Origin of the sequence: Paenibacillus sp. FSL E2-0201 (assembly GCF_037963325.1) — a bacterium.
In the GTDB taxonomy this organism is placed as follows: Bacteria; Bacillota; Bacilli; order Paenibacillales; family Paenibacillaceae; genus Paenibacillus_AQ.
This window is the reverse complement of record NZ_CP150154.1, coordinates 6008386-6030311: the sequence shown is the minus strand read 5'-3', so window position 1 is coordinate 6030311 and position 21926 is coordinate 6008386. Positions and strand designations below refer to the sequence as shown.

Genomic DNA, 21926 nt, shown 5'->3' with positions numbered 1-21926 from the left:
GAATTCACGAATTCATCTATACTCCTAATATATGATAATGATAATCAATATTAACTAGAGGTTGTCATAATAAATCAAATTATCAGGGGGATCATCGAAGAATGAAGCAAATACGAAAAATAACTTTAGGGTTAATCATCATAGGGTTAGTCATGTTAAGTACTGCTTGCGGAGTTAATAATGCCGGAAACACAGCTGTTAATGATGGAAAAACGAGTGGAAAAGCAATGCCTGAACAACGTGTTATTAATACTTTAAAAGGTGATATTAGTGTTCCAACTGAGCCCAAAAAGGTTATTGGACTTTCTGTTGTCTATCCAGAATTTTTATATGCACTAGGCGTTACACCCGTTGCTGTACAGAACTATCATCAGGATTTTCCATCTTATATTAAGGAACCGTTTAAAGACACAATGAAGATGGGAATTGCTGAAGTCCCTAATTTTGAAGCCATTCTGGCATCTGAGCCAGATTTAATTATTGCTCCTATATGGTGGTCCGATAAAGACTACGATCAACTTTCCAAAATAGCACCAACGGTACTTTTGCCGCAGCGGGATGATTGGCGTGATGAGTTACGGGATATAGGCCAAGTTCTAGGCAAGGTTGAACAAGCTGACAAGGTCATTCAAGATTTGCAAACAAAAGAAGTCGAGGCCAAGGAAAAACTCGATTCTTTAGTGGGTGACGAGACAGTCATGTACATGATGATTATGGCGAAAGAGATCGTTATTTATGGCGTAAATAGTGATCGAGGAAACTTCATTCATAAGAAGCTAGGTCTAAAGCCGGTTGAAACCTTCCCACAGGATGAGTTAAGTCTTTCAATTTCATTAGAAAAAATTCTCCAATATAATCCTGACCATATCATTTTGCAGCTAGATGATGAATCTAGTGAAGAAGTTCGGAACAGATCTGAGGAAATGCTGAACAACGCTTTGTGGAAGAACATGACAGCCGTGAAGAAAAAGCAGGTGCATATCATGGGAGGGAAGGAATGGTTTAGTATTGGCATGTCACCACTTGCTGATCTAAATGCTATTGACGACATCGTTCATGCCTTTGAAAAATAGTGGGTATGATTGATTTTCAGCAATTGGAAGAGAAATTTCACCTTACTTTGAATGAACTCGAAGAGACCGTGCTTACCGTTCCTGCCTTAGATTTATTAAAAAATGAAAAGATGGAACAAGTAATCGATACTTACGGATCGCTCATTAAAGCAAAAGAACGTTCTACAGCCGCAGCTTTTTTTATGAGTTGGTATGCTGGGATATGCGGTGCGATGCAGTACATGCTGTATCAAGATGACGGGTTGCTTTTGGATTTATCCTTATCTAATCTATCAATACAGTTGTATGTAGATGACTCTTATCCGCTTATTTCATTTCAAGTGAACGAAGTGCGATTTATCGAAGTTCCTATTTTGGACCGTAATGATGCTTACAGGGAGCTGCTCGATTCTTTTTATAGGGAACAGATTACGCCGATCTTCCGAACCTTGTCTCCACTGGCTCATATAAACGCGATTCCATTATGGGGACAAATCGTTAGTGTGATCTATGCTCAAATGGAAGAAGCAGTTGCGGAAGCGTCAGATGATGATGTTAGGGCAAGGATCATATATTTTAATAAAATGCTTACACAGGGTGTCGATGCTAGCGCGTTCGGACTCCGGAAAAATCCGTTTGATTTTAAACCAATCTTCATTGAAGATCTCCATATTCCTGATCAAAAAATGTTACTGAAACCAGCTTGTTGTCTGGCTTATCGCCTGGATAGCGAATTTGGCTACTGTTACACCTGTCCGCGATTAAAAGAGAAGGACCGGGCTTTGATGAGGGCGAATGGATGTTTTGATTGAGTAAAAAAATGCTCTTTTTTTGATTTATATTCCGCAAGCTCTCGCCAATTAGAGGCGAGGGCTTTTCTGCGTAAGCATCGATATTATAATAAGAGGCTATTTCAAATTTACATAATTTTATTTCATCTGGGTATAATCCCCTTTATAGAATTTTAGTAGCGGGGGAGGGAAACACATGGAAACTATGCTGGAGCAGATAAAAACACAGCTATCTCACACTGAGGACTTCATCGTTAGGTATTTTGAGTTGGATAATCAGGCTGCACAGCTGATCTATCTGGAATCTTTATGCGACACATCCAAACTAGAAATCAGTGTATTTAAGCAATGGTTTCAGGTTAAAAACGAAGAATTCTCCAAGCTGCAGCTATTAGATGTGGTTACAGCTGCTGACATTGGTATTTGTAATAACATGAATGACATCGTTCATGCCCTGCTGGAAGGAAAAGCCTTAGTAAGTTATATTTCTGCTGATCATGTATGGTATTCACTTAATACTGAACAAAATAATGTCCGGTCATTGCAAGAGCCGGTCAACGAACCTTCGATTATCGGCGAACGTATCGGCTTCGTTGAGCAGTTAAATGTAAACCTGAATTTGATTCGCAGCCGTGCATCCTCTCCGCAACTGAAGATCAGTTATATAACACTCGGAAAGCACTCCACCTATAAAGTAGCCATTGTGTGGGAGAACGGAGTGGCAGATGAGCAGATTGTAAAGGAAACCATACGCCGTCTTTCCTCGCTAGAGACCACGATGGAAGTACACCCTGGGAGGCTGCAAAAGGTATTAAAGGAAGTGAAGTATTCGATTTTCCCGCAGGTCTATGGTACAGAGAGAGTTGATATGGCCAGTAATTTGATAATGCAAGGGCGTGTGGCTATTCTATGTGATCATAGCTCAACCTGTCTGATTGTTCCTGTCTCATTTTATACATTTCTGCGTTCTGTGGATTCTTTACTGCTCGGGGATGGAACAGCGGTTATACTGCAAAGTTTGAGAGGCATTGGTGTGTTTCTTAGCATCTTCATCAGCAGCCTGTACATTGCGATAGTCAGCTTCCATCATGAAGTGCTTCCCTCACAAATGGCGATCAGCATCAAAAGTTCGTTAGAGAATGTACCTTATCCACCTATTGTCGAAGCTGTAATGATGATTATTATTTTTCAGATGATTGCGGAAGCTACAATTCGGCTACCTACCCAAATCGCGCAGATGGTTGGTGTTGCGGGAGGTATTATCATCAGTGAATCGCTTGTTAAGGTTGGATTTGTTTCCAATGTGTATATTGTTATTGTTGCTTTATCTGTAATTGGTTCATTCATGATTCCGACCTATCAAATGCGCATTTTCACGTTTATTATTCAAATGTTACTTGTGTTCGGCGCATGGATTTTGGGTTTTTATGGGATTGTAATGCTTACGTCTGCATTCTTAATTCACTTTTTTAGTCTTGAGCCGTTTGGAGTTCCCTATTGTTTGCCGATAAGGAGCAGAGCGAAATGACCAGAAATCCCAATGTCATCGGAAAATTACAGCTGACCTGTATGATCATTCAGGCCCAGTTTGGTTCAGCAATCATTACGATCGCGCATGCGCTCAATGAAAAAGCGGGAACGGGTGCATGGGTGTCTTGCCTGCTCAGTGGCATAATAAACACTTTTTACGCATATCTCATGTGGAAGCTAGCTGGAAAGGCTAAGGGAATGAATGTAATGCAAATGTTGATGCAGCGCCTGGGAGGATTCATTGGACGCGGGATTCTGATCATCATGGGGGTCTTTTATGCCTTAATTAGCTATTTGGTGTTGACGAATTGGATAGTTACAACTGATTTGTGGGCTTATCCCCGTACTCCGGTCTGGTTTTTGCTGCTTGCACTAATTAGTGTCTGCTTTTATATGAGTCGAAAGCCGATCAGGGTATATGCCCGTTTTTCTGTGCTCGCAACCATTTTCATGACTTTCTTCATACTCCTATCGCTGTTTACGGTAAAGGATTGGAACCACTACAATGTAATGCCGGTGCTTGAATCGGGATGGCTGAAAATTCTGAATGGATCGCTGACAGCTCAATGGGCCTTGATGGGTATTGAATTTTTGCTATTGCTACCTTGTTACTATGAGCATTTGGATATGCGGACGGTGTTGCGAATGACCTTGTATGGAAATTGGGCAACCACTATATTTATTGCCTTTTGTACGTTCTCCTCTACAGCCTTATTCGGAACGGATATGATTTCATATATAGGACAACCGCTTCTCTATCAAATGAAAGCAATCTCGTTTAATGTGATTGAGCGTTTTGATCTGATCGTTATCTCCATTTGGATCCTATTTATTCTCACTTCCGTTTATTCCTTCTTTATGCTGTTTGTATCCTCGATTTCGGCAATATTCAAGCAACCGCAAGCCGCACCTCTTCCCATTGCCATCGTTTGCGCTATATTGCTGTTCACAGCAAGTGCTTACCAATTAACCGTTGAGCAATTGAATATGGTGAATGGACTGATAGGCCGGTTTGGACCTTTTTTTTCGTTTAGTTTGATCATTGTTATTCTGTTACTGTTACGGTTTGCAGGCATCTTTAGAAAATCTGGAGGAGATAACCCATTGCCATGAAAAGAAAAATAGCTATCTTTCTGACGCTGCTGCTATTCTTGACCGGGTGCTGGGATCAACGAGAGTTGAAGAATATCCGGATGGTCCATACTGCAGGCATTGATATGCTGGATGAGGGCAAGATTCGGCTGACCGTATCGATTCCGACGATAAAATCACCTATTGAGCCACAAGGGAATGTAATCACCCCAAAAATCAGCGGGGAAGGGCACTCTGTTCAGGAGGCAAGCTCTGAGCTGCAAAGAATTGTTTCTCAGCATATGGATCTGCGTGAAACTCGGGTGCTCCTGATCAATGAGAAGTTTGCGAAAAACAACCTTTATGAGGCGTTGGACTTTTTTTTTCGGGAAGCCGATTTTCCTATAAATGTGTTACTTGCCATCACGGAAAGCCCAGCGCAGGAGGTTGTACAGCTTAATGTTGAAGACCGGTCACTCCTCAGTGAGTATTTGCATGATCTTTTGGGAGCAAGCGAGCAGCAAGGCAATATTCCTAAGGATTCTCCTTTTCTGGTTCCCTCCATTATGCTTACGCCTGGTGTTGATAATGCGCTTCCCTTGGTCATAATCAGTGAAGAAAAGAATCGGGCAAAAATTTCAGGACTGGCTTTATTGCATGGGAAGCAGATGACAGGAAGGCTCAATGAGTCTCAAGCTAAGGTCTATGTGATGATGAAGGATAAAAAATCTCATGGCACAATTACCGAACGAATTGGCTTTCGAAATTCATACGTGACTTTTTCATTCGAACGCACAAAACAAAGAGTCAGGCTGACTACCGCGGAGAATGAGATATCTGCTGATATTCATATCACATTAAAATGTGCTTTGTTGGACAACCCTACGGGAGAGCCGCTTAGTAAAGATATGATTCAGAAGATGGCTCATAATCTTGAGGATCTTCTGACCATTCGCGCCAAAGAGACGATTAAACTATTGCAGGAAGCTAATTGTGACGGCATTGGCATTGGTCTTGAAGTAAGAGCGCATTTAAACGATCGATGGAAATCGGTAGACTGGAATCAGGAGTATCCAAAAATAACAATTAATCCACACTTTAAAGTGAAAATTTACAATCACGGATTGTTGATCTGAGAATATGGACTTCATGGAACTTTAGCCTTCAGCAATAAAAGTTGCACCCTTTTACCCCGTTGGATATGATTATCTAACGGGGTGTTTTTTGTACAAACTACGCCTATACAAACGGCGATTTTGAGGTTAGGAGTGATCAACATGGAGGTATTTGCAGAATATTTAGCGCAAATTGATAACCCGCAGCATCGGGAACGAATGGAAGAGGTGTTGGGTTGGGTAACTAAGAAATTCACAGAACTAAAACCAAAAATTGCGTGGAATCAACCTATGTTCACCGATCACGACACTTATATAATTGGCTTTAGCGTATCCAAACAACATATGGCTGTAGCCCCTGAAATTGCAGGGATTAATCATTTCTCTGACGCAATTGTGCAGGCTGGATATGATCACACTAAGCAGTTGTTACGGATCCGGTGTGATCATCCGGTTGATTACTCATTGCTTGAGCAAATGATTGAGTTTAACATTATGGATAAGGCAGACTGTACAACGTTTTGGCGAAAATGAAAACTTAGAAAAGCTACAGATTTACTAGTGATATGAATATCATAAACCACGGATTAGTCTCATGATGAAAACATCATCGGGACTTTTTTTAGTTGTTTTTGTCGATTCCTTAATTCTTCCTTAGCGGATCATTAGCAAACATGCTAATATAATGACTGAAAAGGTTGAAAACCCTTACTTTTTCCGGATAGGGGCGATCATTCCTTGCTTATATGACGAAGAGGGGAAGAGACTGCATGCGGCGGATACTATTAATGTTAAAGTTAAATACGCTGCGAAATCAAATGTTGCTTGGTTTTCTCGCCGTCATGCTCATCATACTAACGTTTGTTGGAGGGATTACGTTCCATTCGGTCTCGACGCTACTCAAGAACAATGCTGAGAAGCATATTCAGCAAACTGCGATTCAGGCTAACGGCCGTTTGGAAAGCGTTCTCGAACAGATTAATTCTCTGACGACGCTGGTATCTACCAACGATTATATCCAGCAACTGCTTTTACGGGATATAGAAGGTCATCCCGCTACCTTTACAGAACGGCAAGCGCTGCCATCTATTATCAATTTGGTCCAAATCTATACGGATGGTATTAAATCTGTGGAGCTTTACAACAAAGACGGAGTGAGGCTGTATCCGCTCGATGGCAGCACCCTCAGAGATAAGGTACCGGAGGATTGGGTTGAAATGACGACGAGTAAGGAAGGTGGCCTTGTCTGGTTCGGTATCGATCCGCTCGATTCTACTTCGCTTGTGGCGATCAGGCAGATCAGCCTTATCGATCGGCATTTCATGACAGGCGGGTATTTACTCATCCGCTCAGACCGTGACAAGTTTGCGCTTAAGGGTTCCCTGTCCGGGGAGGGAGACGGAGAAACGGTGTTGCTCCTTGCTCCTGATGGCCAGTTCATCACGTCCAACGATGACACTATTTCGCAAAAGACAGCAGCAAAGCTGGTGGAAGAATCCGACGATCAGATCGCTTCTATCGGCAAGCAGTCCTTTATCGTCGTCAAACAGCGATCTTCCGTAACGGGATGGACATTGCTCATCTTAACCCCTGTTAACGTCATTACCAAGGGGATATCGGTCTTGCGAACGACCATCGTCGTATCGGCCTTGATGGGTACCTTGTTATTCACCTTACTTTCATTTTTCCTGTCAATTCTTATTACGAGACCTGTGTTCAAGTTGATCAAAGCTATGAGAAGTACCCGTCTTGGTATTCTGAAGCCTATCGATAACGTATCTTCCACTATGGAAATTCAGGAGCTGAATTATTCTTATAACAAAATGGTTGATAATATCAATGAGCTGATCCAGTTAGTTTATGAGAAGGAGTTATCCCGGAGTCATACGGAGTTAAAAGCACTTCAAGCACAAATTAATCCGCATTTTTTGTTTAATACTCTGGATGTTCTGTACTGGTCGCTGCTGGATAAGGATGAAGATCAGCTAGCGGAGTACGTTGTCGCCATGTCTGATTTATTCCGCTATACTATCACCGGTTCGAGTAAAGGGGGATGGGTGAAGTTACATGATGAGCTGGAGCATGTAAAGCGATATTTGCTTATTATGAAGATGCGATTTGAAGATCGCTTGGAGTGGGAAATTGTTGCTCCTTCTGAATTTTCGAATGTGGAGTTACCCCGATTGTTACTCCAGCCGCTCGTGGAAAACGCTGTATTACACGGGGTCGAGAGCAAGATTGAACCGGGATGGATAAAGCTAACGGTCGCTGGAGACGAAGAATGGATCACCATTACGGTGGAAGACGACGGGATGGGAATGGACGAGGAGATGCTGCGCTCTCTTGTGGAAGGGCTAGAAAGCGGGAAGGTGTCTTCTTCTAAAGATTCCGGCGTTGGAATTGCCAATGTGCATAGAAGGCTTCAACTGTTTTTTTCAGGAAAAAACGAACAGGGTGCAGTAATGACCATAGATAGCCGTAAGGGTCAAGGCACCCGTATAAACATTAAAATTCCTGTCCGAGGAGACATAACGCCATGAGAAGCCGAAAGATTCTTATTGTCGACGATGAACCAAGATCAAGAGAAGGAATGAAGAAAATACTTGAGGTGTGGGCAGCCGGTCAATATGAGATCCTTACGGCAAGCAATGGGATCTCCGCTATAGAAATTCTGGAGGAGACACCGGTGGAACTTATGATAACGGATATCCGCATGCCGGGAATCAGTGGTCTTTCTTTAGTTAGTCAAATAAGGGATAAAAAAATACAGCGTCAGCCATCCGTTATTCTCATCTCCGGTCATGCGGAGTTCGAGTATGCTCAACAAGCGATCCAGTTGTCCGTAGTGGAATATTTGCTCAAGCCAGCTAGCCGGGAAAAGCTGATCGCATCTGTGGAGGATGCCCTGAAGGCAGGGGAAGAGCAGGAACATATCGGCTTCATGCGGAAGATGGCCGATCCGCAATTAATGGCCATAAGAGATGAAGATGCCACATTAAGTGACCCGGTTCGCCAGGCGATAGACTATGTGGAAATGCATATAGAGGAGGCGATCAGCCTTCAGGAAGTAGCTGGACTAGTACATCTGAATGGGAGTTATTTCAGTTCCCTTTTCAAGGAGCAATGCCAGATGAACTTCAGCGAATACGTCGCCCGCAGAAAATTGCAGAAGTCGAAGGAATTACTACTGAAAACAAATCTGCCCATAGCAGAAATTGCAAGCCTTACCGGTTACCAGACTGTTAAGTATTTCAACAAGCTGTTTAAGGAGTACGAAGGAATGAGTCCAGGGCAGTATCGTTCTTCCATGAGGAATGGTATAGAAGCGAATATTCAATAATGACTCGGCAAGGGGGGAATATCTACGAAGAGAATCGGTTTATACAGTACACTTTTCTTAACATTGTTGTTGATAACAACAGCTTGCAATGGGGACCAAGGGAATAGCACCAAGAGCGACGGCGAGAAGATCACTTTAAAAATGATGCATCTGTGGCCGGATAGCAATAACTCCGCGCAAAACAAAATGGTGAAAGCAATCATCAAAGAATTTGAAGAAGCTAATCCGAATATCACCATCAAGACGGAAGTTCTTGAAAATGAGCAGTATAAAAGCAAACTGAAGGTGCTTGCCGCATCTAATGATCTACCGGACATCGGATTCACCTGGGCGGCAGGCTTTATGGATCCTTATGTTAGAGGAAACAAGTTTGCAGCCGTAGACGATCTTTTACAGGATGAGCTGAAGGGGAAATTCGTAGCCGGTACGACGGAGGGATATTCCTTTGATGGGAAGACATATGCTCTTCCTGTCGAACTGAACATAGTCCCAGTCTATTATAATAAAGAGATATTTTCAGAATTCAATTTACAGCCTCCCCAGACCTTGGATGATCTCAAAGCGATCATTCGAACACTAAATAACAATGGTATAACACCCGTTACTCTTGGTGGCAAGGACGGTTGGCCGGCTTCCTTTTGGTACATGTATCTAGCTGATCGTATTGGGGGACCCAACCTGATGGATAAGGCTGTTGCGGATCAGGACTTCACAGACCCTTCCTTGCTAGAGGCGGCAAGACAAGTGCAAGAGCTGGTAAACTTGAACACATTCATCAAAGGTTACAACGGCTTATCCAATGATGAAGCCAAGGTACAGTTCATGAATGGAAAGTCAGCCATGTTCGTAACAGGGACTTGGGAGCTGCCGGATTTTACGACCACTACGGATATAGCCCAAGAATTTAAAGTCAACATCGGTTATTTCAAGTTCCCGACAGTTGTAGGCGGCAAAGGCAACGTGGATGATTGGGTCGGTGGTCCGGGTAATGGATTGTTCGTTTCCAAGAATTCTAAGCATGCTCTCGAAGCCAAAAAATTCGTCAGCTTTTTCGTTCAAAAGTGGGGAGAGCATTCTGTTGTCAATGCTGGCGTAATCCCGGCTACCAAAGTAGATACTGCGACCATCAAGCTACCGCAAATGTTCATTGATCTTTTAAACGAGTTAAATAAGGCAAATAAAGTAACTCTTTATCTGGATACACAAATGAAACCCGTCGCTTCTACTATACACATGAACCAGATTCAGGCATTGTTCGGCGAAGCAGTCACGCCAGAAGAATTCATTAAGAAACAGGATGATGCGCTAAAAGCGGATAAGTAATGATCAAAAATATAAACAGATAATGGAGACGCCAAGGTACAAATGCCTTGATGTCTCTTTTTTTTGCGTTGTATAGAACTGAATCTAAAAATAGTGGAAGTTTTCCTAAAGAGGGTGTCCTTATGCTAGAGAATCATAGGCTCTATAATTATGTATGCGGTTACATAAAACCGAGGATCAATATAAAAGGGGAGGCAAAGTATGAAAAGTATGAAACGTAGTTTAGTGGGGATCTCTACATTGCTCGTGATGTCATCTGCTCTCGCAGCATGTGGTGGGAACTCAAATTCCAACTCATCTAGCCCAAGTTCAGCGCCTGCACCAGCAGCCAATACTACCGAAGCTCCAGCAAAAGGAACAGGTGAGAAAGTCACCATCAATCTTTGGAGCTTTACGGACGAAATTCCTAACATGACTAAGAAGTATCTGGAAATCCATCCTGACGCAAATGTAGAGTTCAAAACTACAGTTATCGCAACCACTGACGGAGCTTATCAGCCTGCTCTTGATCAGGCTCTGACAGCTGGAGGCAAAGATGCCCCTGACATTTTTGCAGCTGAATCAGCATTTGTGCTCAAGTATACACAAGGCGACGCCTCAAGCTATGCAGCTAACTATTCTGATATAGGCCTTGATGACCAAATGGTTAAAGACGCTGGCATCGCCCAATACTCGGTTGACATCGGTAGTCTAGACGGTAAATTGAAAGCCCTCGGCTATCAAGCGACTGGCGGCGCTTTTATCTATCGCCGCTCCATTGCGAAGGAAGTTTTTGGAACAGATGATCCAGCCACCATCAAGAATGAAATTGGACCAGGCTGGGATAAATTCTACGATGCAGCTGCGAAGCTGAAAGCTAAAGGATACGGCATCGTTTCCGGTGACGGAGATATCTGGCATCCAATCGAGAACAGCTCGGACAAGGGTTGGCTTGTTGATGGTAAGCTTCATATCGATCCGAAGCGCGAAGAGTTCCTGGATCTCTCTAAAAAGCTGAAAGACAATGGCTATCATAACGATACGACAGACTGGACGGAAGCATGGTATGCGGATATGTCCGGTACCGGCGCCCAACCGATCTTCGGTTTCTTCGGTCCTGCTTGGCTCATCAACTACGTGATGAACGGTCAAGTAAAAGACACGAATGGCGACTGGGCGGTTTCCGAACCACCAACAGGCTTCTTCTGGGGTGGCACTTGGCTGCTTGCCAACAAAGACGTCACGAAGGATGAGGCCAAGAAACAGGCTGTTGCGGACTTTGTGAAGTGGGTTACACTCGACACCTCAGAAACGGGACTCCAATATTACTGGGCTAACGGTACCATGAAGGAAGGCGAGCAAGGAACCAAGGACAGCGTTGCATCCTCAGTTGTGATGTCGAAGTCAAACGGTGAAGTTCCACTGCTCGGTGGTCAAAATATGTTCGATGTGTTTGTACCGGCCAATGCAAACGCTTCAGGTAAGAACTTGACCCAGTACGACGAAACAATCAACAAGCTCTGGCGTGATCAAGTACGTGAATACACCGCGGGCAACAAGGACCGTGCCAAAGCGATCGAAACCTTTAAGCAACAAGTCAAAGACCAACTTGGCATTGAAAGCGAATAAGAAGGATTCGGAGGGGCGGGGGAGTAATCCCGCCCCTTCATATCAACTAAAGAGGTGAGAGCATGCGCCGCAAAAATGTGAACTATTCGAAATACGGTTATATTTTTACCTTCCCGTTTGTCCTTGCATTTCTGATTTTCTCACTGTATCCCATTTTATATACCGCAGTCATTGGATTCACAGATATGAAAGGAATAATACCCAAACCAATCCATATTCTTGATAATCCTTTTCAAAACTTCAAAGATCTTCTCTTTGATAATCCCTCATTCCGGAAGTCTTTGTTCAATACCGGATTGCTCTGGATTACTAACTTTGTTCCCCAGATGCTTCTCGCGCTCTTGCTAACCGCATGGTTCACGAATAAGCGTCTTAACATAAAGGGACAAGGCTTGTTCAAGATTCTGCTCTATATGCCTAATATCATCACTGCTAGTACGATTGCCGTGTTGTTCAGCACTTTATTCGCCTATCCGATGGGTCCTGTAAACAGTTTGTTTCAAATGTTGGGATGGACAGACGCTCCAGTGTTCTTCCTGCAGGATAAGACGACTGCACGGGGCATTGTCGCGTTCATCCAGTTCTGGATGTGGTACGGCAACACCATGATCGTCCTGATCGCTGGCGTTATGGGTATAAATCCTGCGCTCTTCGAGTCCGCATCGATTGACGGGGCGAACGGGTTTCAAACCTTCTTCCGCATCACACTGCCGAGTCTGCGTACGATATTGCTGTTCACATTGATTACATCTATGGTGGGTGGTTTGACCATGTTCGATATTCCGCAATTATTCCTTGCAGGCGGACCGGACGATTCTACGCTTACTACGTCCATGTTTATCTATGGGCAAGCATTCAAGGGCAGCTATATGTATAATCGTGCTGCAGCAGCGAGCATGATCATGTTCTTGGTTTCGGCGATATTGGCTGGAATCCTGTTCTATGTGATGCGTGACCGCGACGCGTCAAGACTTAAAAAAATAGAAAAGCAAAAGTATAGAAAAGCTGCTATAGCAGCCCGTGAGGGAGGCGTAACACATGGCAAATAATCAGAAAAGCGGAACCGTTAACCGAAAGATAAATAAGACGATTATCTATGTGGTTTGCATCTCTTTGGCGGTACTCAGTATTCTGCCATTTTGGGTCATGTTTGTAAATGCCACACGCTCTACACCGGAAATCCAAAGTGGTCTTTCACTGCTTCCTTCGAGCCATATGATGAGCAATCTGCAAGTATTGCTCGATAAGAGCTTTGATCCGCTTCAAGGGTTCATGAATTCATTCATTATCGCCAGTTCTGCAACCCTCTGCACAGTCTATTTCTCGTCCTTGGCGGCCTATGGGCTCGTAACCTACAGCTGGAAGCTGCGGGGGCCATTCTTTACCTTTATCATGTGCGTGATGATGATTCCTTCCCAGGCAAGCGCTATCGGATTCTATCAGTTCATGTATAAGTTACATTGGACCAACAATTTTCTTCCGCTGATTCTACCAGCGATTGCTGCACCGGCGGTAGTGTTCTTTATGCGCCAATACCTTCTTGCAACTCTGTCGATAGAGATCGTGGAAGCTGCACGCGTAGATGGATCTGGAGAGTTCTTTACATTCAACCGGATCATCTTACCGTTGATGATGCCAGCAGTAGCAACACAAGCTATCTTTGCCTTTGTAGCCAATTGGAACAACCTGTTCATGCCGCTGATATTGCTAACGCAGAAGGAGAAATACACCATGCCGATCATGGTAAGCTTGCTCCGAGGTGATATCTACAAGATGGAGTTCGGCTCGATTTATATGGGGCTGGCTTTAACAGCTTTACCGCTGTTTGTGGTTTACTTCCTGTTATCCAGATACATTATTGCGGGCGTAGCGCTCGGAGGCGTCAAAGAATAACCTCGGCTGCTGGCTTCGAATAAGGGCAGCACCGTGGAATTAATTTATTCCAATCTAGGCCTGTTGATTAGCTAAAAATACCCTGAAAGAGACTTATTGTACCTTTTTTTGGCTAATCAACAGGCGTAATCTCAATGAGGAGGAGAATCCTATTATGGCAACCCCAAATGAGCCGTTAGTTACCCATCTCTATACAGCCGATCCCTCCGCTCATGTATTTGAGGGCAAGCTGTATATTTACCCATCCCATGATATCGACCATGGTGGACCTACAAATGATAATGGTGACCAATATGCGATGGAAGATTATCATGTGTTTTCCTTGGAAGATCCTACATCCCCCTGTGTAGATCACGGAGAGGCACTTCATCTTCGGGATGTGCCTTGGGCTTCGAAGCAAATGTGGGCGCCAGATGCCGCATACCGGCAGGGGACATATTATTTGTTTTTCCCGGCCCGGGATAAGGAGGGGATCTTCCGCATCGGAGTGGCTACGTCAGCTTCACCATCGGGTCCTTTTCAGGCTCAAGAAAGCTATATAGAAGGTAGCTTCAGCATCGATCCCGCTGTATTCGTGGACGAGGATGAAAGAGCCTATATGTATTTTGGCGGCTTATGGGGCGGACAATTAGAAAAGTGGCAGGACGGTATTTTTCAGCAAGATGCGGTAGAAAAGAGCCCAGAGGAGCCGGCTTATGGTCCTTGGGTGGGTGAGCTGAGTGAAGACATGCTGGCATTTAAATCTGCCCCTCAGGAAATCATTATTACTGATGAAGAGGGAAACCCAATTCTTGCGGGTGATGAGGACAGGAGGTATTTCGAGGGTCCATGGATGCACAAGTATCAGGGGAAATATTATCTCTCATACTCCACGGGTACAACCCATAAGATCGTCTACGCGGTAAGTGATAAGCCTTGCGGACCCTTTGTCTTCCAAGGGACGATCCTGAATCCAGTCATCGGCTGGACGACCCATCATTCCATCGTGGAATTTAACGAGAAATGGTATTTGTTCTACCATGACGCATCTTTGTCTGGCGGCGTAGATCATAAACGCAGTATGAAATTTACAGAGCTACATTATGAGGAAGACGGCAGAATCCGGCCGGTAATACTCTAATTGAAGGTAGAGCCTCCCTTTTTATAGGGTGTATTATGAAATAACTTAAGGATGTCTTGGAGCTAATACTTCTGAGACATCCTTATTTGTTGTTTTATATTTCGTCAGGGCCCTATGATTTTAGAAGGTAAATAGCATCCTCTAATATTGTATTCATTTTGCAGGGCTATCGCCCTATGGATCACAGATGTATAATCATGGAATAAAACGCAAAGGATTTGAAGCGATGAAATTTTATCTGGTTATTATTCAAGTCTTATATTTATTATCTCTAATTCCTTGGTTCGTAATTTGGGGATTATCCTTTATGGTTTTTGACAATGGGATCTCAGCATGGGGAATATCAATAATGATAATTGTTTCATTGTATCCAGTTGCTGTTGTTATTTGTTCGATTTTATCTTGGTTCTTTAGGGTTAGATTTAAATCTTTAACTATCTTTTTTATTAGTGCTATTCCGTTATTGTGGGTGATTACGCTAGGAGCTATATTAATTGGTTATTGAAGTACAAACTGACCGCTAGCTTTGTATTTGTTGTTTTTAGTTTCCCATGTAAAAGTCCCATGGACTAAACTATATCCGCCTTCTGTTGCGTACTTTTTCCAGTATTGATGGAATCGGCCCTTTTCATCGATCTCAGCAGAATAGTCAGCCATAAATTGTAGCTTATTAACTAATGTTCCTTGTTCTAAACGATATACATAGACTTGGGTATTGGAAGGAAAATAGTCTACAAGTATAGCTACATGTTTTTCATTTGGTGATTTGGTAATAAGCTTAATTGAAGCGTCATCTTCTTCATAGGCTACGTTTGTATTAATAAGTACAACAACATTTTTAGAATTAACTAAAAATAAATTTCCGGAGTCCGCAAGTATTATGTTTTCGTCTTTTTTGTCCCCGTTCAGGTCCGCTGTCTTAATGAGGCGTATGACTTCCTTTGGATATTTTTTCAGCAGGATAGACTTTGCATGATTAGACTCAGAATACTATAGGCTGTTATGAAGGGGGAATGATTGAATAGAATAAATCCTTGCCTTTTAAATATATTGAGGTTATTATGGATTCGTGAAGTCTTTAATTAAAACGAAGTGAGGTTCGTTCTTTTTTTGAGACTATAATGGACAATATAAGTCTTTAATATCTGTAATATAAATTGAAAAGTGAAAGGAAGAATGAAAATGAATTACGATTGTGCGATTATCGGCGGAGGACCGGCAGGTCTCAATGCTGCTTTGGTGCTAGGCAGGGCAAGAAAAAACGTTGTTGTTATTGATGAAGGACGCGCCCGGAATAGGGTTACTCGAGAAACACATGGCTTTCTTACTAGAGATCCTATAAGTCCAAGCGATTTTAGACGAATTGCGAAGGAGCAGATAAGTGCCTATCCATCCGTTACTTTTGCGGAAGATACCGCTATATCGATTACGGGAACCGATGGTGATTTTCAAATTTCGACTGTTCAGGGTCAGACCTATCGAAGTAAAAAGCTGCTCTTTGCGATAGGAATGAAGGATCTTCCGATGGAAATTAAGGGGCTCTCAGATGTGTATGGCAAAAGCGCCTTTATCTGCCCTTATTGTGATGGATGGGAGCTAAGAGATCAGCCTCTTGTAGTAATTGTTAAGGGAGCGGATGCAACGCATATGGCCCAAGTGATATCTGGTTGGACGAATAACATTACCATATGTACTAATGGATCTGATGACTTGACGAATGCACAATGCGAGGAACTTCAACAACATAACATTCCGGTCTATGATTTGCCGATTCAATCGATCGAATCTGACAATGGTATGGTACAGCAAGTTGTGCTGAAGGATGGTACTAGCATCGTATGTACAGGGATATTTTTCAGACCAAAGCTAATGATCGGATCAGATTTGCCGCAAGCCATCGGTTGCGAGATCACAGAAGCTGGAACAGTTATTGTCGATAATCTCGGTAAAACGAACGTTCCAGGCGTTTATAGTGCCGGTGATGCAGCAACACATCTTCATCAAGCTATTATTGCCGCTTCTATGGGTTCCTTAGCTGGGGTGGGCATTAACAACGAACTAAATGAAGAGGAATGGCGTAACATCTGATGCTATTGTACAAAATAGTCTAATTCATTTATTCCCTTGAGCTGAACTTACATCCAGATTAATATAGAAACTATATTTGTTCTGAGAGGGGTAGTTTAAAATAAAAGTTGGATTCCTAATTATTGATATGCAAAACCTTTTCTTACACGATCATATGGAGAAGTTAAATGTAAGCCAGGCTTGTGAATACATTAATCATGTGTCGGGGTTACTTCGTGCAAAAGACCAAATTGTCGTTCATATAAAAGACGTGGAAGGGGCAAACGCAGATACGGATCCAGAAGCAAGAAATATTATTCCGGAAATTACAGTGTTACCTACGGATATCCAGATAGAAAAAGAGTTCTCTAATGCTTTTTGGAAAACAGATTTGGAACAGGTGCTACGTGAACATGGTGTTGAATTTATTATCGTTGCAGGCTTCGCTGCAGAACACTGTATAACCTTTACTATAAACGGTGCACAAGAAAGAGGCTTTCAAGCAGCCATTCTTCAAAAGGGTATCCTTAGCACACAGCCAGATGCCATTAACTCGATTTACCGTGATCGGCATATGATCTCTTACCCGGTGATCGAATTTTTAATGGAGACCATTGCTTGAGATTCTACTAACAGAAGCTATTGTTTATAATTGGAGTTACGTATTAGATAACTAATATGTAACTCCATTTTATAATTGTAAAAATACATATGGAGGTAATTAAGTTTGAGTACTCACTACTATCTCAGTTGGTTTAATAATTTTTTTCCAGAGAAGCTGGTCCATTGTTTGCATGAGGATATACAAGACAGAAAATCGCTTGTTATGATTAGCGCTGAACCGTCTGGTTATACAGGTGAGCAAATTAACATTGATGATGTTTCTGAATGTACATGGTTAAATCAGGCTAACATTATTTTTGATGAATATCATTTCATTGATTACCGCATGCAGAAGGAAGATGCTCAGCGATTAATTCACAACGCTTCTGTCATTTTTTTATGCGGTGGAGATCCTGTTTTGCAAAATGATTTTTTGGCCGATTATGAATTATCAAATGTTATTAAGAACAGCAATGCCGTTATAATGGGTGCCAGCGCCGGTGCGATAAACATGGCTGCAAAATGGTTATGCTTGAAAAACACTGGCAATGAAGTTGAAACAAGTACTATTTATGATGGTATTGGCTTTGATCATTTTGCCTATGAATCTCATTCTAAACGCGACTACGCTACGTTTGTTCAAGGTTACCTGTTCCCCTTGTCTGAAGAGATTGATGTTTATGCGGCAGAACAGGAGAGTGCAATGCGTGTAAAGGACGGAAAAATAGAAATAATGGGTCCTGTATATTTAATTTCCCACTCAAAGATTCAGAAATTGGTTGAGACGCTCTAATTAGGCTTACAGCGAATCATCTCAGGTTTTTAAAATCCCCAGGACTTATTGTTGGGCAAAAATGATAAATTTTTTAGACCGCCTTCAATGGCGGTCTTTCTATGTCCGGCAGATGCTAGCTGCCCATTTTATTGAAGTAAGGGGCAGGATAACTCAGTAATTTCGCGAATAAGACGCTATAAGAAATCAGCGAGAAACTATAAGGAGCAGAAAACATGAAATGCCCTCACTGTAACAACGAATTAAATGAACTTCCTTTATGTTACGGAAGTGAAGCACCCTATTATTTTCACACTGTACCAGAAGAGAAAAGAACAGAATTAATTAGAGATTTTTGTGTAATTGATGAACAGCATTTCTTTATTAGAGGACATATTGAAATACCAATAATTGATAGTAAAGAGAAATTTATATGGAGTGTTTGGGTTTCTCTTAGTGAAGAGAACTTTTTGAAATCTAATGAATTACTGCACGTAGAGGGAAGGGAAACTGAAAAACCTTATTTTGGTTGGTTATCGACTGAACTTTCAATATATCCAATAACCACATTATCGTTAAAGACAATGGTACATACACAAGAAGTTGGTGCTGTTCCGTTAATAGAATTAGAACAAACGAATCATCCACTTGCAGTTGAACAAAGAGAAGGAATTACAATGGGGAGAGTTAAAGAAATTGCTCATTTAATAAATCATAGTCTGTAAGAGAAGAATTTGAAAGAAAGTATGGTCGAAAAAGCTGCCGTGCCGACAGCTTATAAAATCGTATCTACGCCGCGTCACTGCTCTCCTTGGTCTACTAAGCGGTTTTCGGTGAGGCGTAATCAGCAGATAACCCCGCAAGGCTAAATCCATTGGACTCGGTGCGTAATGTCGATTAAGCTAGCGGGGCACATTAGTGGAATAGCGGTTGCTTCGGCAGCCTTTTTTTTATTTGTTCAACTAACGGGCAGGTTAGTGAAACCACACAGTTTTCTTAAACGTATAATCATTATTCAAATTTTTTCCAATACTGCTCATACAGAGGTGAACTTGACTGGAGCATTTTTATGACTTGGTTCAATTGGCGTTCTCGATCGCTCTCATCTATTCCTTAGTGTCAATTCCATTCACCTTTTTTTCTACACAAGAGATTCACTGGGGTTACGAAATTGCTCCAGCCGGTTTAACTTGGTTTGTGGCTGTCAGACTGTCACAACCGAGCAGCATTCTGCGGTGGATAGTACGTACTGCCAGACGAAGAGAAGCACCTAATGAAGAAGACCATAGTCCTTCCCCACATTGATATTCCATACTTTCAATTAGGGAGGACAACGATGAAAAAGATTTTGTTGTTTCAAAAATGGGCCAAGCCCATTCTCGTCATGTTGATTGGAGTTATTCCGATCATTGTGCTCAGCGGGTGTTCGACAGCATCTCATTCAAACTCGATTAATGCCGATTCAGCAGGGGTATTTAACCACTTTTTTATTTATCCATTTTCGATCTTGATCAAATTCTTTGCGAATGCATTTCACGGAAACTACGGATTATCGATCGTGCTGATGACTTTCATCATCAGACTCGCGATCATGCCGCTCATGATGAATCAAACCAAGAAACAAATGGACATGAAAGAAAAGATGGCCGTCCTCCAGCCGGAGTTAACTGCACTTAAGGAGAAGTATAAGAACGACGTCAGTGCGGATGCAAAAAAACAACAGCAAGTCGAGATGATGCAGCTCTACCAGAAGCATCAATTTAATCCCTTAAATATGGGGTGTTTACCGATGCTTCTCCAATGGCCGATCACCCTCGCATTTTACTACGCCATTCGTCGTACCCCAGAGATTGCAGCGGACGATTTTCTGTGGTTTAGCTTGGGGAAAACAGATATGATTTTGCCGCTTATTGCCGCTGCGGTGTATTACATTCAGTTCCGCGTGTCTCAATCCGTTTCAGCGCAGTATCAGCAAAATCAAAATAACCAAATGGCTTTCATCGGATTGTTGTCACCAATTATGATGGGTGTATTTTCTTTTCAGATGCCCGCCGCGTTACCATTATATTGGGCAGTTGGCGGTATATTCATTATCGTGCAAACGATCATACTCAATAAAATGTACACGAAGCCAAATGTAGCGAGTAAAAACTTACCCACCGGTGTAGAAGATTTATAAAATTGAACCAGGTCATAAAACAATACTAAATACAAGGCATCTGAGGCGCGACCTCGGATGCTCTGTTTTTATGTTGGCGGCTCGTTAACGGGGAACATAGTTCAACATAATGAGAAAAGTGAAAGGGCCATCCCACAAAAGGATGGCCCTAAAACTTACCGTTACAGACAGCGCAGAGAACCGTATCATAAATAACGATTAAGCTAATGGGAAACTATAGCTCAATAACATCAGAACGAAGCTGCCGACTTGAATCGGCAGCTTTGTACAAGAGAAAATGATAAGCTGGAATAAACACTTGCAGTACTGATGGGAGAAAAAGGTGAATATATGGATTCAAATGAACTAAAACCTTTAATGAACAACACAAAATGGGAAGAAATAAGACAAGCAATGCTCAACTATGCCTTTCCAACCAAATGGAGAACTAAAGACATTGATACTGGCTATATCAGCCTTTGGGATGGAGATTGGTATTACCATTTTTCAGATGGTGGCTACAAATTTATTGAGTGGTTAGAAATTCATGCTGAAGATGACTTGATAAAAACTGATTTAATTCAATTCCTGAAAAAAATACATGTTCCAGGTGAAGTAACTACCGACTCCATCATAATTTATGGATATAACAAAACTAATGAATTCATTGGTTATATTTGAATAATTACACCAACGGGTAGCGTTAGCTCAAATACGATTAGGCAGCCGTCAGTCAACGTCATCAGCTGCCTTTATTCAACTAACGGGCAGATTAACGCTATAAACCTCTTAGGATTAGTATGCTTAGGTAAAAGAAGTATTCTCAAGAATTCTCTAATGTAAATAAATACAAATTACACTTCAGTTAATCCATTATCTATACATATTTTTAAGAGTATATTGAGGTAAATAAAGTAATTATTCACTTTGATAAATCCGAAATTGCTATGTCGGTATTATTTTATGGCTTCTTAAGGATTGCAAATCCATCGACAAATGGGAGTTTAAAACAGATGTTGTGCCGTAGTTAGTTTTATGAAAGGAAGGTATAGAGTGAGCATTTATTACGCTTCAAGCAAAGAGGATATCACTAAGGATGCACTCCAAGAGTTATTTCTTTCGGTAGAATGGGAGTCTGGCAAGTATCCAAACGAGCTTTTACAAGCAATCGGAGGGTCTCATTCAATTGTTACCGCTTGGGAAGGAGGAAAGCTTGTCGGTTTAATAAATGCTTTGTCAGATGGTGTTTTAACGGTATATTTTCATTATATGCTTATTAATCCGAGTTATCAGAGTATCGGTATAGGTAAGAAAATGATGAATATAATGCTTGATAGATATAAAGGGTGTAAAACAAAAGTATTAATTTCTTATCCTCATGCAGTGGATTTCTATAATAAATTTGGCTTTAATACAGAGGATGGAGCTACACCAATGTTTATCTCAGAGTTGATATGATTGATGGTATAATTTTTGTATACAA

At 42.0% G+C, this 21926-nt stretch carries 22 protein-coding genes; 20 read left to right on the top strand and 2 right to left on the bottom strand.

Annotation, left to right across the window (positions count from 1 at the left end):
* The first annotated feature begins 101 nt into the window (after positions 1 to 101).
* From NSU15_RS27135 to NSU15_RS27075, 13 genes are all read left to right on the top strand, one after another.
* Complete coding sequence (locus tag NSU15_RS27135) at positions 102 to 1073, top strand: ABC transporter substrate-binding protein (protein WP_339288226.1); 972 nt, start codon at positions 102 to 104, stop codon at positions 1071 to 1073.
* A 5-nt stretch (positions 1074 to 1078) separates the two neighbouring features.
* Positions 1079 to 1864 carry a hypothetical protein gene (locus NSU15_RS27130; protein ID WP_339288224.1) on the top strand — a complete coding sequence of 262 codons (786 nt, stop codon included), beginning with the start codon at positions 1079 to 1081 and terminating at the stop codon, positions 1862 to 1864.
* A 175-nt stretch (positions 1865 to 2039) separates the two neighbouring features.
* Positions 2040 to 3371 (top strand): spore germination protein, encoded by a 1332-nt coding sequence (locus NSU15_RS27125; RefSeq protein WP_339288223.1) that lies wholly within the window; start codon positions 2040 to 2042, stop codon positions 3369 to 3371.
* Positions 3368 to 4486, top strand: coding sequence for a GerAB/ArcD/ProY family transporter (locus NSU15_RS27120; RefSeq protein ID WP_339288221.1), 1119 nt, complete (start codon positions 3368 to 3370; stop codon positions 4484 to 4486). The genes NSU15_RS27125 and NSU15_RS27120 overlap by 4 nt, the downstream gene beginning before the upstream one ends.
* Positions 4483 to 5580: a Ger(x)C family spore germination protein gene (locus NSU15_RS27115; protein WP_339288220.1), complete on the top strand. Its 1098-nt coding sequence runs from the start codon at positions 4483 to 4485 to the stop codon at positions 5578 to 5580. The genes NSU15_RS27120 and NSU15_RS27115 overlap by 4 nt, the downstream gene beginning before the upstream one ends.
* A gap of 141 nt (positions 5581 to 5721) precedes the next feature.
* Positions 5722 to 6093 carry an iron chaperone gene (locus NSU15_RS27110; protein ID WP_339288219.1) on the top strand — a complete coding sequence of 124 codons (372 nt, stop codon included), beginning with the start codon at positions 5722 to 5724 and terminating at the stop codon, positions 6091 to 6093.
* 254 nt (positions 6094 to 6347) lie between these two features.
* Positions 6348 to 8099 (top strand): sensor histidine kinase, encoded by a 1752-nt coding sequence (locus NSU15_RS27105; RefSeq protein WP_339288218.1) that lies wholly within the window; start codon positions 6348 to 6350, stop codon positions 8097 to 8099.
* Positions 8096 to 8899, top strand: a complete 804-nt coding sequence (locus NSU15_RS27100) for a response regulator (protein WP_042131141.1) — start codon at positions 8096 to 8098, stop codon at positions 8897 to 8899. Before NSU15_RS27105 ends, NSU15_RS27100 begins: the two co-directional genes overlap by 4 nt.
* A gap of 66 nt (positions 8900 to 8965) precedes the next feature.
* Positions 8966 to 10222, top strand: a complete 1257-nt coding sequence (locus NSU15_RS27095; RefSeq protein ID WP_339288217.1) for an extracellular solute-binding protein — start codon at positions 8966 to 8968, stop codon at positions 10220 to 10222.
* A 201-nt stretch (positions 10223 to 10423) separates the two neighbouring features.
* On the top strand, positions 10424 to 11830 hold the full coding sequence (locus NSU15_RS27090) for a carbohydrate ABC transporter substrate-binding protein (RefSeq protein WP_339288216.1): 1407 nt from the start codon (positions 10424 to 10426) through the stop codon (positions 11828 to 11830).
* Between the two features lie 62 nt (positions 11831 to 11892).
* Positions 11893 to 12879, top strand: a complete 987-nt coding sequence (locus NSU15_RS27085; RefSeq protein WP_339288214.1) for a sugar ABC transporter permease — start codon at positions 11893 to 11895, stop codon at positions 12877 to 12879.
* Positions 12869 to 13723, top strand: coding sequence for a carbohydrate ABC transporter permease (locus NSU15_RS27080; protein ID WP_042131138.1), 855 nt, complete (start codon positions 12869 to 12871; stop codon positions 13721 to 13723). The genes NSU15_RS27085 and NSU15_RS27080 overlap by 11 nt, the downstream gene beginning before the upstream one ends.
* A 154-nt stretch (positions 13724 to 13877) precedes the next feature.
* On the top strand, positions 13878 to 14843 hold the full coding sequence (locus NSU15_RS27075; protein WP_339288212.1) for a glycoside hydrolase family 43 protein: 966 nt from the start codon (positions 13878 to 13880) through the stop codon (positions 14841 to 14843).
* Positions 14844 to 15341: 498 nt separating this feature from the next.
* On the opposite strand, the gene NSU15_RS27070 is transcribed toward NSU15_RS27075, so the two are convergent.
* The gene (locus NSU15_RS27070) at positions 15342 to 15500 is read right to left on the bottom strand and encodes a hypothetical protein (RefSeq protein ID WP_170880364.1); all 159 of its coding nucleotides are present in this window, start codon (positions 15498 to 15500) and stop codon (positions 15342 to 15344) included.
* A gap of 525 nt (positions 15501 to 16025) precedes the next feature.
* Between NSU15_RS27070 and NSU15_RS27065 the strand changes: the two genes are divergently transcribed.
* From NSU15_RS27065 to NSU15_RS27050, 4 genes are all read left to right on the top strand, one after another.
* Complete coding sequence (locus NSU15_RS27065) at positions 16026 to 16931, top strand: NAD(P)/FAD-dependent oxidoreductase (RefSeq protein ID WP_339288211.1); 906 nt, start codon at positions 16026 to 16028, stop codon at positions 16929 to 16931.
* Between the two features lie 100 nt (positions 16932 to 17031).
* The gene (locus NSU15_RS27060; RefSeq protein WP_339291487.1) at positions 17032 to 17532 is read left to right on the top strand and encodes an isochorismatase family protein; all 501 of its coding nucleotides are present in this window, start codon (positions 17032 to 17034) and stop codon (positions 17530 to 17532) included.
* Between the two features lie 105 nt (positions 17533 to 17637).
* Positions 17638 to 18306 carry a Type 1 glutamine amidotransferase-like domain-containing protein gene (locus NSU15_RS27055; RefSeq protein WP_076300934.1) on the top strand — a complete coding sequence of 223 codons (669 nt, stop codon included), beginning with the start codon at positions 17638 to 17640 and terminating at the stop codon, positions 18304 to 18306.
* Positions 18307 to 18521: 215 nt separating this feature from the next.
* Positions 18522 to 19010 carry a DUF2199 domain-containing protein gene (locus NSU15_RS27050; protein ID WP_076120972.1) on the top strand — a complete coding sequence of 163 codons (489 nt, stop codon included), beginning with the start codon at positions 18522 to 18524 and terminating at the stop codon, positions 19008 to 19010.
* A 438-nt stretch (positions 19011 to 19448) separates the two neighbouring features.
* Here the strand turns inward: NSU15_RS27050 and NSU15_RS27045 are convergent, their stop codons facing one another.
* Positions 19449 to 19598: a hypothetical protein gene (locus tag NSU15_RS27045; protein ID WP_170880363.1), complete on the bottom strand. Its 150-nt coding sequence runs from the start codon at positions 19596 to 19598 to the stop codon at positions 19449 to 19451.
* A 23-nt stretch (positions 19599 to 19621) separates the two neighbouring features.
* On the opposite strand from NSU15_RS27045, the gene yidC reads away from it, so the two are divergent.
* The 3 genes from yidC to NSU15_RS27030 all read left to right on the top strand — a co-directional run bounded on the left by yidC (position 19622) and on the right by NSU15_RS27030 (position 21901).
* On the top strand, positions 19622 to 20464 hold the full coding sequence (yidC, locus tag NSU15_RS27040) for a membrane protein insertase YidC (RefSeq protein WP_339288210.1): 843 nt from the start codon (positions 19622 to 19624) through the stop codon (positions 20462 to 20464).
* 309 nt (positions 20465 to 20773) lie between these two features.
* On the top strand, positions 20774 to 21124 hold the full coding sequence (locus NSU15_RS27035; protein WP_339288208.1) for a DUF6678 family protein: 351 nt from the start codon (positions 20774 to 20776) through the stop codon (positions 21122 to 21124).
* A 372-nt stretch (positions 21125 to 21496) separates the two neighbouring features.
* Positions 21497 to 21901 carry a GNAT family N-acetyltransferase gene (locus tag NSU15_RS27030; RefSeq protein WP_076120971.1) on the top strand — a complete coding sequence of 135 codons (405 nt, stop codon included), beginning with the start codon at positions 21497 to 21499 and terminating at the stop codon, positions 21899 to 21901.
* Positions 21902 to 21926 lie beyond the last annotated feature (25 nt).